Genomic DNA, 12,548 nt, shown 5'->3' with positions numbered 1-12,548 from the left:
CTTACTCCGCCGGCTGCGGTTCGGGGCCGTTGGCCGACCACGCGCCCGGCGTTCTCGCCGCCGAACGCTCGATCTTCGGCTGCGCTTCCGGCGGGTCGATGCCGGCTTCCGCGGCGAGCGAGGCCGCGCGCAGCGCCCTGGCCTTGCCTCGCCAGCTATCCCACGTGCCGACCACGCCCTTGGGCAGGAACAGCGTTACGGCGACGAACAACCCGCCAAGCGCGAATAGCCAGAATTCAGGCAGCACGCCGGTGAACCAGGATTTGCCGGCATTGACCAGGAGCGCGCCGATAATCGGGCCGACGATGGTGCCGCGCCCCCCGACGGCGGTCCAGATCACCACTTCGATCGAATTGGCGGGCTCGAACTCGCCGGGATTAATGATGCCGACCTGCGGCACGTAGAGCGCGCCGGCGATGCCGGCCATGACGGCCGAGACGCTGAAGGCGAAGAGTTTTACATTCTCGGCCCGCCAGCCGAGGAAGCGGGTGCGGCTTTCGGCGTCGCGCACCGCCATCAGCAGCTTGCCGTATTTGGAGCGCACGATCGCCGCGGTGACCAAGACCGCGAACGCCAGCGTCACGGCGCTTGCTGAAAACAGCGCCGCGCGCGTCGCGTCGGCCTGGATGTTGAAGCCGAGGATGTCCTTGAAATCGGTCAGGCCGTTATTGCCTCCGAAACCCATGTCGTTGCGGAAGAAGGCAAGCAGCAGCGCATAGGTCATCGCCTGGGTGATGATCGAGAGATAAACGCCGGTGACGCGGCTGCGGAAGGCGAACCAGCCGAATACGAAGGCAAGCAGGCCCGGCACGGCCAGCACCATCAGCACGGCGAACCAGAAATGGTCGAAGCCGTGCCAGAACCAGGGCAGTTCCTTGTAGTTCAGGAACACCATGAAGTCCGGCAGGATGGGATTGCCATAGACGCCGCGCGAGCCGATCTGACGCATCAGATACATGCCCATCGCATAGCCGCCGAGCCCGAAGAAGGCGCCGTGGCCGAGCGAAAGGATGCCGCAATAGCCCCAGACCAGATCGAGCGCGAGCGCCAGCAGCGCGTAGCAGAGATATTTCCCGACCAAAGAGACGATGTAAGGCGGAATGTAGAAAGCGCTTTGAGGCGACACCGCGAGGTTTAGCAGCGGCACGATGGCGGCCGCCGCCAGCAGGACGAGGATGGCGATCGCGATGCGCCGGTCGGCGCCGAAGAAGCGCTGCGTGATCATGCTTCCACCGCCCTGCCCTTCAGCGCGAACAGGCCGCGCGGCCGCTTCTGGATGAACAGGATGATCAGTACCAGCACGACGATCTTGCCAAGCACCGCGCCGGCGTACGGCTCGAGGAACTTGTTGACGATGCCGAGCGAGAAGGCGCCGACCAGCGTGCCCCAGAGATTGCCGACGCCACCGAAGACCACGACCATGAAACTGTCGATAATGTAGCCGCGGCCGAGATTGGGCGAGACGTTGTCGATCTGGCTGAGCGCCACGCCGGCGATCCCGGCGATACCTGAGCCGAGCGCGAAAGTCAGCGCGTCGACCCAAGGCGTCCTGATGCCCATGGATGCGGCCATGCGCCGATTGGCGGTGACGGCACGCATCTGCAGGCCCCAGGGCGTTCGCTTCATGACGTAGAGCAGCACACCGAACACCAGCAGCGCTAACACCAGTATCCACAGCCGGTTCCAGGTGATGGCCAATTGACCGATGTCGAACGATCCCGACATCCAGGACGGATTGCCGACCTCCTGGTTCGTCGGGCCGAAGACGGTGCGCACCGCCTGCTGCAGGATCAGCGAGACGCCCCATGTGGCAAGAAGCGTCTCCAGCGGCCGGCCGTAGAGGAAGCGGATGACGCCGCGCTCGATGACAAGGCCGACCAGCGCCGAGACCAGGAAGGCGAGCGGCAGCGCGATGACCAGCGACCAGTCGAAGAGGCTCGGAAACGACGTGCGGATCACCTGCTGGACGAAGAAGGTGGTGTAGGCGCCGAGCATCACCATCTCGCCATGCGCCATGTTGATGACGCCCATGACGCCAAAGGTGATGGCGAGACCGATAGCGCCGAGCAGCAGCACCGATCCGAGTGATATGCCGTACCAGATGTTCTGGCCGGCATCCCACAATGCCAGCGTCGAATTGATATTGCCGATCGCGGCGGTTGCCAAGTTCTTGACCGCTCCCTGCGCGCCAGCCTCAACGGAGGTCAGCAGGGAAAGCGCATCGCGGTCGCCGCGCGCCGCGATGGCCGAGATGGCGGCGAGCTTGTCGGCTTCCGGCTTGTCGGAAACCAGAACCGACGCCGCGCGCGCCTGCACGAACATCGTCTTGACGGCTGGGTCGGTCTCAGCAGCGATCGCGGCATCGAGCGGTTCGATATTCGCCGCGTCGGGCGTCTTGAACATGGTCGCGGCGGCGGCAAGGCGCACGCTCGCGTCCTTGGCGCGCAGCGTCAGCGTCCCCAGCGCGTCGCGTATGGCGCGGCGAAGACCGTTGTTGACCTTGATCTTGGTGAGATCGGCCTTGGCGGCATCGGCGGACTTGTCGCCGCTGAAAGGATCGAGCAGTTCGACACCGTTCGCCGCGTCCTTGCCGATGAAGACCTGCGAATCGGCTTTGCGAATATAGAGGTTGCCGTCGGCGAGCGCCGACAGCGGCCTTTCGACGGCCGGATCGCCGCTGGCCGCGAGCTCGCGCACGATGGCTTCCGTGGCCGAGAAATTAGTCGCTGTAGCGAACTTGGCTATTGCCGCGCGAAGATCGGCCTCGCCTGCCTTCGACGGCAGCAGGCTTGCCATCGTCAGCAGCAGCGTCAAGCCAATCGCGCGCAACAGGATCATCAGCTTCAGCGGATCTCGAACGTTTGAGGTTTCTGCCCGGGCGGGACGCGAAGGCCCGCCCGGGCCGCGGTCTCGGATCGCGGGGCCACGCGGCGACCCGACAGACCTGGGAGATCAGTTGGTGCCCTTGCCGCCGCACTTGCCGGTGGCGACGTTGAAGTTGCCGCAACTGAGGGGCGCGCGCCAATCGGAGATCAGGTTCTTGGAATCGGGCAGGTAGTCGGACCATTCGTCGCCCATCACAAGGCCGGGCGTTTGCGAGACGGTCTCGAACTGGCCGTCGGCCTGGATCTCGCCGATGAGCACCGGCTTCGTGATATGATGGTTCGGCATCATCGTCGAATAGCCGCCGGTCAGGTTCGGCACCGAGACGCCGACCATGGCGTCGATGACCTTGTCCGGATCGGTAGTACCGGCCTTCTCGACTGCCTTCACCCACATGTTGAAGCCGATATAGTGGGCTTCCATAGGGTCGTTGGTCGTGCGCTTGTCGTTCTTTATGAACTTGTGCCAGTCGTCGATGAACTTCTTGTTCTCGGGCGTGTCGACGCTCTCGAAATAGTTCCAGGCGGCGAGGTGGCCGACCAGCGGTCCGGTGTCGAGACCGGCCAGTTCTTCCTCGCCGACTGAGAAGGCCATGACTGGAATGTCCTCGGCCTTGATGCCCTGGTTGCCCAGTTCCTTGTAGAACGGCACGTTGGCGTCGCCGTTGACGGTCGAGATCACGGCCGTCTTCTTGCCGGCCGAGCCGAATTTCTTGATCGCCGAGACTTCGGTCTGCCAGTCGGAGAAGCCGAACGGCGTGTAGTTGACCATGATGTCCTCGGCCGGCACGCCCTTCGACTTCAGATAGGCTTCGAGGATCTTGTTGGTGGTGCGCGGGTAGACATAGTCGGTGCCTTCGAGCACCCAGCGCTTCACCGAGCCGCCATCGGCGCTCATCAGGTAGTCGACGGCCGGAATGGCCTGCTGGTTGGGGGCAGCACCCGTGTAAAAGACGTTGCGCTCGCTTTCCTCGCCCTCATACTGGACGGGGTAGAACAGGATGTTGTCGAGCTCCGAGAACACCGGCAACACCGATTTGCGCGACACCGAGGTCCAGCAGCCGAAGACCGCCGCGACCTTGTCCTTGGAGATCAGCTCGCGCGCCTTTTCGGCGAAGAGCGGCCAGTTGGAGGCCGGATCGACGACAACCGCCTCGAGCTTCTTGCCGAGCAGGCCGCCCTTAGCGTTCTGCTCCTCGATCAGCATCAGCATGACGTCCTTCAGCGTCGTCTCCGAAATCGCCATGGTCCCCGAGAGCGAATGGAGGATGCCGACCTTGATCGTGTCGTCGGCCGCTCTGGCGGGAGCCGATATCGACAGGCCGGCAGCGATCACGCCGGCCGAAAACAATTTTGTTATTGTCGAGAAATTGCCCCTCATATTGCACACTCCCAAGCTGGTTGTTTTGCATTGCAACATTGCGGGTGCAAGCGACGTGCCAAACCTGACAGTCCAAAGTGCCGGGCAAAAAAATCGATCAGTTACAGTTGGTTATAATTTCAACTCAAGTTTTCAACGGCCGCTTCCGCTTCAACGCGTTGTCAAATTTTGGGCTTCTGCCTCTATTTTCATCGCAATTTTCTATTGCGTGTTTTTAAATCGCCGTTTGCCTTCTGCCGACCCCCGTAGTCGCACGGCGAGAGATGTTGGGAATTGAAATCTTTGCGCCGCGGGCGGCTAACAAGTGAGGGACCCGGTCCGTCTCGGCGGCGGGCTTTTCCTATCTGGAGCAAATTGTAGACCGCTCGATTGGTGTCGTCGGTGACGCGAACCCATTGGGTCTCGTCTCGCCGGTCCTGTACGTGGCGGCCGGTCACCCATTCAGCGGCTTCTTTAGGTGAGGTGGTCCTCGCGTAGGCAATACTGCATCCGTCCCCGACATCGTTTCAACGGTGTAGCTGGTCACCGGAAAGCTCTTCAATAAAGCGCCGCCAATGCATTGAAAGAGCCCGACGGGTGTGAGGGACGGCTCTTTGTCGGGTCTCCTCTGATCAGCCCGTTCCAATCGGACCCGATATGCCATCCCGACGCAACAGCGCCGCCCAGCTACCGAACTTCGACAAGGGGCGAAGGTCCCAGGAGTTGTTCACCGGCGGCTTTGTCGAGTGCCGCCGCTCGACAGGCGCGCGACTGGTGAACGAAATAGGGCCCCCTGACGCGTTTTCTGCACCCCACTAAGGCTCACGCGCGGCCTAGCCCGGCTTCTGTGGCAAATGGCAATGGTTCCAACATCGCCCTGCCCCGATTTCACATGCCCTTCGCTTCGGCATAGCGCAGACCAGCCGTCAGCGTCTCTGGCGATAGCGCGTGAATTTCTCCTCGAGCGCCACGACTGCTTCGTCCTTGCTTCGTTCAGGGCCCACCGACATGCGCGCGCCGGCCGCCGAACATTGGTCATGACGGTTCAGAACAACGTCCCGGCACTGGGCCCATCCGCCGCCAAGGATCCGACGCTATCGGAGCCGAGGAACGTCGGGGAGAATCGCAGGGACTCGGACTGCAAAGACGAGTGTCGCTGACTCGCCCCGGGTAACTCCGGCGGCTGTGCAATCGACTTTCCTTCGCGGCCGCCTAGCAGTTCGCGTCAGTCTGCGGATCGCACGCCTTGTTTTTCTGGCCCCGTGGCTTGGGCTTGGCCGCCTGCTCGGGCTCGGCCTGCTGCTGCTCGGCGGGCTGCTCCTTCGCCTTCGGCTTCTGAGGCTTGGCCGCCTGCTCGGGCTCGGCCTGCTGCTGCTCGGCGGCGGGCTGCTCCTTCGCCTTCCGTTTCTCAGGCTTGGCCGTCTGTTCCGGCTCGGCCTGCTGCTCGGCGGCGGGCTGCTTCTTGGCCTTCCGTTTCTCAGGCTTGGCAGCCTGTTCCGGCTCGGCCTGCTGCTCGGCGGCGGGCTGCTTCTTGGCCTTCGGTTTCTCAGGCTTGGTAGCCTGTTCCGGCTCGGTCTGCTGCTGCTCGGCGGCGGGCTGCTTCTTGCCCTTCGGCTTCTCAGGCTTGGCGGCCTGTTCCGGCTCGGCCTGCTGCTGCTCGGCGGCGGGTTGGTCAGGCTTGGCGGTCTCTTCCGGCTCCGCCCCATCGGCCCTTGCGCCTTCGGTCGGCTTCGATTTACGGCCAGCCTGAACCTGCTTCACCTGCTCGATGTCCTTTAGCTTAGCTGGTTTTGCCTTGGGGTCGGCTTTCACCTCACCTTCGAAGACCGCGACCGTGTCATTTTCCAATTTGCCGGACTGCTCGGGCGCATCGGTCTTGCTGACCTTGACGGCAGTCACATTCTGGTCCGTCTCCTTTTCGATCACATCAAAGTCAATGACTTTGTTGACCACCACGTTGTTCTGGATGGTCACGTCGCCGGCCGGCTGGGCCGCCTCGACAATCCGCACAAACTCGGACCTATCACGGATAACGGCGACAGAAACGTCGGCAGCAAGGAATTCGCGGCTAGGGACTACCACCCAGTAATAATCCGGCGTCGTGTCGAAGGTCACCTCGATTGAAATCAAGTCCGGATCACGGCGCGGCGGCAGCGGAGCCCAAATGATGTGCTTCCTGTCACGACGCCAAGTTACCCATGCTGGCGCCCAGCGAGTGCCCGGAACCCAGTACCAGCCGATATCGTCGGCATAGCCCCACCGGCCGTAATGGTACGTCGCCCAGCCGAATGGCTCGTCGGATACCCAGAGCCAGCCATACTCCTCTGTATAGACCCAATGGCCCAAGGTATACGGGCGCCAATCGTCAGGTACATCAACTGGCACGAAAACGGTCGCTCCATGATACGAGACCCAATCGCCATGGGACGACAGGTCTTCGTAGAATGTGCTGATCGAAAACTCGGTGGCGGCCCTTGCCTGCGACACTAGCGAGAATGGTGCAATCGGGTTGGGGATATCAACGACCGTAAGCAGACAGGCGGTTACGCCGCCCAGCATCAGCCGTACCGCATTTTGGGCAAGGACGCGTTTCATCCCAGTCTTCCTCCGAAACAGATGCGCCCTTCATCTTGAAAACTCGCCGGCAATCGGATTGTTCCGCCTTGCTCCCGCCAGGGCTCGTGGACCTTGCAAATGGTAGCTATGGCGAGCCATTGAACGTAATCGCCCGATGGCCGAACTTCGCGGAAGCTTAAAGTACCGTCATCAGGTTTTGAGGGCTGATTTGCAGAATTTACCTTTAGTTTTCAGCTGCTTGGCGTGGAAAAAGGTGACCGTCAGAAGCCCTCTATGACGTGACGGTACTGTCAAAAATCATCGTGGCAATGTGGGTGAGGTCCGGCAACCGGTACGGCACCTCCAAACGACGCACACCGATAACCGGCGAAAATTGCCGGCCAAAACTACTTTTTATCTCAGTGACTTAGATCGAACTCTAGCGCAATTTCAGCGGTGTTCGGATGGGCCTGAATCATTCCCACTCGATGGTGCCCGGGGGCTTCGACGTAACGTCGTAAACGACGCGATTGATGCCTTTCACCTCGTTGATGATGCGGGTGGCGGCGGCGCCCAGGAAGTTCATGTCGTAGTGGTAGAAATCGGCCGTCATGCCGTCGACCGATGTGACAGCGCGCAGCGCGCAGACGAATTCGTAGGTGCGGCCGTCGCCCATTACGCCGACGGTCTGCACCGGCAAGAGCACGGCGAACGCCTGCCAGATGGCATCGTAGAGGCCGGCCTTGCGGATCTCGTCAAGGTAGATGGCGTCGGCCTCGCGCAGGATCTCCAGCTTCTCGCGGGTGATGCCGCCCGGGCAGCGTATGGCAAGGCCAGGACCCGGGAACGGATGGCGGCCGATGAAGCTTTCGGGCAAGCCGAGCTCTCGGCCCAGCGCCCTCACCTCGTCCTTGAACAACTCGCGCAGCGGCTCGACCAGCTTCATGTTCATGCGTTCGGGCAGGCCGCCGACATTGTGATGCGACTTGATCGTCACCGACGGGCCGCCGGAGAAGGAGACGCTTTCGATGACGTCGGGATAGAGCGTGCCCTGCGCCAGGAAGTCGGCGCCGCCAAGTTTCTTCGCCTCTTCCTCGAACACCTCTATGAACAGGCGGCCGATGGTCTTGCGCTTCTTTTCCGGATCGCTCTCGCCTTCCAGCGCCGAAATGAAGCGGTCGGAAGCGTCGACCAGGATCAGCGGCAGGTTGTAATGCTGGCGGAACATCTCCACCACGCTTTTCGCCTCGTCCTTCCGCATCAGGCCGTGGTCGACGAGGATGCAGGTCAACTGATCGCCGACCGCCTCGTGGATCAGGAGCGCAGCGACCGAGGAATCGACGCCGCCTGATAGCGCGCAGATCACCTTGCCCTTGCCGACCTGCTTGCGGATCGCCTCGACCGCCTGCTCGCGATAGGCAGCCATGGTCCAGCCCGTGCTGAGGCCGGCGATATGGTGGACGAAGTTGCTCAGCAGCTTCGCGCCGTCCGGGGTATGGACGACCTCGGGATGGAACTGCACCGCGTAAAACTTCCGTGCCTCGTCGGCAATCGCTGCGAAGGGCGCGCCGGTGGAGGTGCCGACGATCTTGAATCCTTCCGGAATGGCGGTGACGCGATCGCCGTGGCTCATCCAGACCTGATGACGCGTGCCCCTGGCCCAGACACCGTCGAACAGCGCGCAGTCGTCCTCGATCTCCAGGAAGGCCCGGCCGAACTCGCGGTGATGGCCGGCCTCGACCTTGCCGCCGAGCTGAGCGCACATCGTCTGCTCGCCATAGCAGATGCCGAGCACCGGAATGCCGGACGAAAAGACCTCGTCGGGCGCGCGGGGCGAGCCGATGTCGACGGTCGAGTGCGGACTGCCCGACAGGATGACGGCCTTCGGCCGGATGCGGCGGAAGCCCTCCGCGGCTGACTGGAACGGAACGATCTCGCAGTAGACCCCGGCCTCGCGCACGCGCCGCGCGATCAGCTGCGTGACCTGGCTGCCGAAGTCGATGATGAGAACGGTGTCGGGATGTGTCGTCATGGCGAGCCTTTAAAGAAAGAACCGATTCGGCGCAATGGTGCGCGTTGCGGCGTTCGGTCCTTGCCAAAACGCCTAAAGCGCGTCGCGTCGAACGGGCCCAGGCGACGAGCTTCAAGTTTCATCTGATGCATGTCGTTCTCCCAAAACCGCTGCGCACTTTTGGGCGACATGCATTAAGTAAGGCCGATCGCGCCGGACGCAATCGCCTGCTCTAGCAGACCTATCGCCGCCGCCAGCTTCTCGTCGATGACGTGCAGATACTCGGTCCAGTCGCCGACATGCCTGAGATCGACCGCGCCGTCGGAAATACCGCGCAGGCCGATCAGCGGCACGCCGAACAGCTGGCAGGCGCGCAGGCAGGCGAAGGTCTCCATGTCGACCATGTCGGCGTCGATCGCGTCATAGGCGGCCCCGGTGACGATGGCGCCTCCGGTCGACAGCGTCGCGGTCCTGATGCCGGGAATGACGAAGGGCAGCGGCACCGTCACGGGCAGGTCGAGGAACGGCGTCGCGCCCTTCGCGAAGCCGAGCGGCGAAGCGTCGATGTCGCGGTAACTCACCGACACGGCCTGGTAGATTTCGGTCTGTTCGAGCGTTCGGCTTCCCGCGGAGCCTAGCGACACGACGAGATCCGGCAGCGCATTCTCGGCCTTCAACGTGGCGAGCTCGGCGCCGAGGCGCACGGCGGCCTCGACCGGGCCGACGCCGGTCATCAGCGGCGTGAACCGCTTTTTGAGATGCGGACCGTATTCGGCCTCGGCCGCCATGACGAAGAGGACGGATTTTTCCCCTAACCGCGCAACGCTGGCCATGGATCACCCCTCGATGCCGTCGCGGCCAACCACCGTCATCATTGTGCCGGTCATGGTGGCGATCAGCTTGGCCTCGCCATCGGCGGCGAAAGCATAGGCCTGGCCGTCGGCAACAATGATGGTGCGGCCTGGCTTGGTCACCGAGCCGCGGAACAGGAAGCGCTCGCCCTTCCCCGGTGCGAGCAGGTTGACCTTGAATTCGATGGTCAGCACGCTGGAATTCTGCGGCATCAACGAGAAGGCGGCATAGCCGCAGGCCGAGTCCAGCGCGGTCGAGATGACGCCGGCATGCAAGAAGCCGTGCTGCTGGGTGAGCGAAGGGGCATAGGGCATCTCGATCTCGATGATGCCGGGCGTGACCAGCGTCAGCTCCGCACCGATGGTGGCCATGGCCTTCTGGCGGGCAAAGGAAGTCCTGACGCGATCCTCATAATCGGGAGCGGGTACGATTTTGGCTGCCATGGCCTTCGCCTCATTTTTGCTGGCGAAGCTTATTGCAGAGGCAGGCAGGACAGGCAATCGCTTATGTTGCAGCGCAGCAAATGCCGGCCGCCCTCATGCGGCCCTGCGCAGGGCGTGGAAATAGAACCCGTCAGTGCCACTGAGCGCCGGCGACAGTGAGATGCCACCGGCTTCGCCAATACGCGCAGCGCCCTCGTGGCCGGGGAAACGGCCGTCCCAGAGCTGGCGGTGGTCGACCGGCGCAAAATCGCCGTGGCGCTCGCGGAAGGCGGCGACCTGCTCGCCGTTTTCGGCATCGAACACCGAGCAGGTGATGTAGACGAGCAGCCCGCCGGGCTTCACGAAAGCCTGCGCCATGTCGAGGATCGCCTGCTGCTCACCTTTGCGGGCATCGAGCTGTCTGTCCGTCAGCCGCCACTTGGCGTCCGGGCGCCGCCGCCAGGTGCCGCTGCCGGTGCAGGGCGCATCGATCAGCACGAGGTCCATGTGACCGGTGAGCGGCGCGAGTTCCGCAGGCTTGCTGACGACCTGGATGTTGCGGCTGTGCGCGCGGCGGATGCGCTCGAAGATCGGCGCCAGCCGGACCTTTTCCGCATCATGGGCGAAGACCTGGCCGCGATTGTCCATCTCTGCCGAAAGCGCCAGGGTCTTGCCCCCGGCGCCCGCGCAATAGTCGAGCACCTGCATGCCTGGCTCGGCGCCGGCGAGCGCTGCTGCAAGCTGCGAGCCCTCGTCCTGCACCTCGAACCAGCCTTTCTGGAAGGCGGGCTCGGCCTGGACGTTCGGATGCCTGCCGTCGCCATTGATCGGCGGGATGCGAATGCCGTGCGGCGCGATTGCGGCAGGTGCTGCACCGGTGCCCTGGAGTTCCGCCAGCACCTTGCCGCGGTCTGCCTGCAGCGCATTGACCCTGAGGTCCAGCGGCGGGCGCATCGCGAGAGCCGCGCCCTCTTCGACCCAGTCATCGCCATAGGCGTGCTCGAGAAGCGGCGCGCACCAGTCCGGAACATCGGCCCGCACGGCATCCGGCGCATCGGCGAGCCTGCCGGAGGCTGCCGCTTTCAGTTCGGCGGCGCTGAGCAGCGGCGGCGCGAATTTGTCGCCGTCGAGAGCGTCATTCAGCGACCGCGCCGTCGGGCCCCATTCCAGCAGCAACGCGCCGAAGCCGATGGCGCGCGGCGTCTCCTCGCCGAAGAGCCAGCCGGCCGAGCGCTTGCGGCGCAGCGCGTCGTAGACGATGTTGCCGATCGCCGCGCGGTCGCCGCCACCGGCAAAGCGGTGCGACAAGCCCCAGTCGCGCAAGGCGTCGGCCACCGGCCGATGCCGCCGGCCGATGTCTTCAAGCACTTCGATGGCCGCCGCCAGCCTTCCGCCCAGTCTCATTCCTGCTTCCGTCTATCGTTGCTTCCAGCCCTGCTCTTAGAGCCTTTCCGGCTCCGATTGAAACACTTCTCTTGCGGTGAAGCCAAAACGACCTGTCCCATGCCATCGTCCATGCAACAGGCGGAAGGTTCTTTTGCGGCAGTCGGCGGTCAGCGGATAACAAGAAAAACGCCTCGCACATGAAACTTCTCTAATGTCTTGACTGGCGGATGCAAAGCAAGACCACTGGCTTAACACTCAGCTTTCCAAGTTTTGCCGGCAGGAATACTCTTTCGCCTGTGATTCGCGACGCGGAAAACGCGTTTTGGCGGATCCCTATGAGGAGAGGGCAATGAAGACTTATCTGGCAGAAGTTCTAGGCACGTTTCTGTTGGTGTTCATAGGCACGGCCTCCGTGGTCACGGGCGGCTTCGGCGGCGCGCTGCCGCTCGGACAGGAAGGGATCGGCCTGGCGTTCGGCATCGGCCTGATCGCCGCGGCCTATGCGATCGGCCCGATCTCGGGCGCGCATCTCAATCCGGCGGTGACGCTCGGCGTGTTCCTTGCGGGGCGGATGCCGGCGAGGGAAGTCGTGCCTTACTGGATCGCGCAGATCATCGGCGCCATCATCGCTTCGCTGGCGCTGTGGATCATCGTCACCGGTCAGGCCGGCGGCCACACCGGGGGCTTCGGCGCAAATGGCTGGGACGAGGCGAAATGGGGCATCAGCTCGGCCTTCCTGTGGGAGCTGATCGGCACCTTCACCTTCGTCACCGTCATTCTCGGCGTCACCAACGCCAAGCACATGACGGCCTTTGCCGGCCTGGTGATAGGCCTAACGCTGGCAGGGCTCCACTTTGCCATGATCCCGGTGACGGGCACTTCGGTCAATCCGGCGCGCTCGATTGGCCCGGCGCTGTTTTCGGGCGGCGCGGCGCTCGGCCAGCTCTGGCTGTTCATCGTCGCGCCACTGATCGGCGGGGCGATCGCCGGCATCGTCGCCAAGACTGGCATCTTCGAAAAAGACTGATACGTAATGCAAAAGGCGCGGGCATGAACCCGCGCCTTCTCTTTGGGAGGAT

At 63.2% G+C, this 12,548-nt stretch carries 10 protein-coding genes; 1 reads left to right on the top strand and 9 read right to left on the bottom strand.

The genetic code is table 11. The annotated features are described in order from the left end of the window. Position 1: 1 nt before the first annotated feature. The 9 genes from urtC to P9230_RS11770 form a co-directional block, all read right to left on the bottom strand. The gene (gene urtC, locus P9230_RS11810) at positions 2-1,225 is read right to left on the bottom strand and encodes an urea ABC transporter permease subunit UrtC (RefSeq protein ID WP_278086378.1); all 1,224 of its coding nucleotides are present in this window, start codon (positions 1,223-1,225) and stop codon (positions 2-4) included. Beyond that, on the bottom strand, positions 1,222-2,838 hold the full coding sequence (urtB, locus tag P9230_RS11805; RefSeq protein ID WP_278119084.1) for an urea ABC transporter permease subunit UrtB: 1,617 nt from the start codon (positions 2,836-2,838) through the stop codon (positions 1,222-1,224). Before urtB ends, urtC begins: the two co-directional genes overlap by 4 nt. A gap of 114 nt (positions 2,839-2,952) precedes the next feature. Continuing rightward, the gene (gene urtA, locus P9230_RS11800) at positions 2,953-4,263 is read right to left on the bottom strand and encodes an urea ABC transporter substrate-binding protein (RefSeq protein ID WP_067327408.1); all 1,311 of its coding nucleotides are present in this window, start codon (positions 4,261-4,263) and stop codon (positions 2,953-2,955) included. 1,191 nt (positions 4,264-5,454) lie between these two features. After that, positions 5,455-6,837 carry a DUF6600 domain-containing protein gene (locus tag P9230_RS11795; protein ID WP_278119081.1) on the bottom strand — a complete coding sequence of 461 codons (1,383 nt, stop codon included), beginning with the start codon at positions 6,835-6,837 and terminating at the stop codon, positions 5,455-5,457. Positions 6,838-7,273: 436 nt separating this feature from the next. Further along, complete coding sequence (gene guaA / locus P9230_RS11790) at positions 7,274-8,830, bottom strand: glutamine-hydrolyzing GMP synthase (protein ID WP_095825772.1); 1,557 nt, start codon at positions 8,828-8,830, stop codon at positions 7,274-7,276. Then, positions 8,827-8,961: a hypothetical protein gene (locus P9230_RS11785; protein WP_278103900.1), complete on the bottom strand. Its 135-nt coding sequence runs from the start codon at positions 8,959-8,961 to the stop codon at positions 8,827-8,829. The genes guaA and P9230_RS11785 overlap by 4 nt, the downstream gene beginning before the upstream one ends. A 42-nt stretch (positions 8,962-9,003) precedes the next feature. Beyond that, positions 9,004-9,642 (bottom strand): 5'-methylthioadenosine/S-adenosylhomocysteine nucleosidase, encoded by a 639-nt coding sequence (locus P9230_RS11780; protein ID WP_095825773.1) that lies wholly within the window; start codon positions 9,640-9,642, stop codon positions 9,004-9,006. Between the two features lie 3 nt (positions 9,643-9,645). Then, the gene (locus P9230_RS11775; protein ID WP_066989431.1) at positions 9,646-10,104 is read right to left on the bottom strand and encodes a PaaI family thioesterase; all 459 of its coding nucleotides are present in this window, start codon (positions 10,102-10,104) and stop codon (positions 9,646-9,648) included. 93 nt (positions 10,105-10,197) lie between these two features. Continuing rightward, on the bottom strand, positions 10,198-11,487 hold the full coding sequence (locus P9230_RS11770) for an RsmB/NOP family class I SAM-dependent RNA methyltransferase (protein ID WP_095825774.1): 1,290 nt from the start codon (positions 11,485-11,487) through the stop codon (positions 10,198-10,200). Positions 11,488-11,818: 331 nt separating this feature from the next. Between P9230_RS11770 and P9230_RS11765 the strand changes: the two genes are divergently transcribed. Then, entirely contained in the window at positions 11,819-12,496 is a 678-nt protein-coding gene (locus P9230_RS11765; RefSeq protein WP_095781890.1) for an MIP family channel protein, read from the top strand. Positions 12,497-12,548: the final 52 nt, after the last annotated feature.

The sequence above is a fragment of the Mesorhizobium sp. WSM4887 genome (assembly GCF_029625865.1).
Lineage (GTDB): Bacteria > Pseudomonadota > Alphaproteobacteria > Rhizobiales > Rhizobiaceae > Mesorhizobium.
This window is presented reverse-complemented; position numbering and strand designations above follow the sequence as displayed.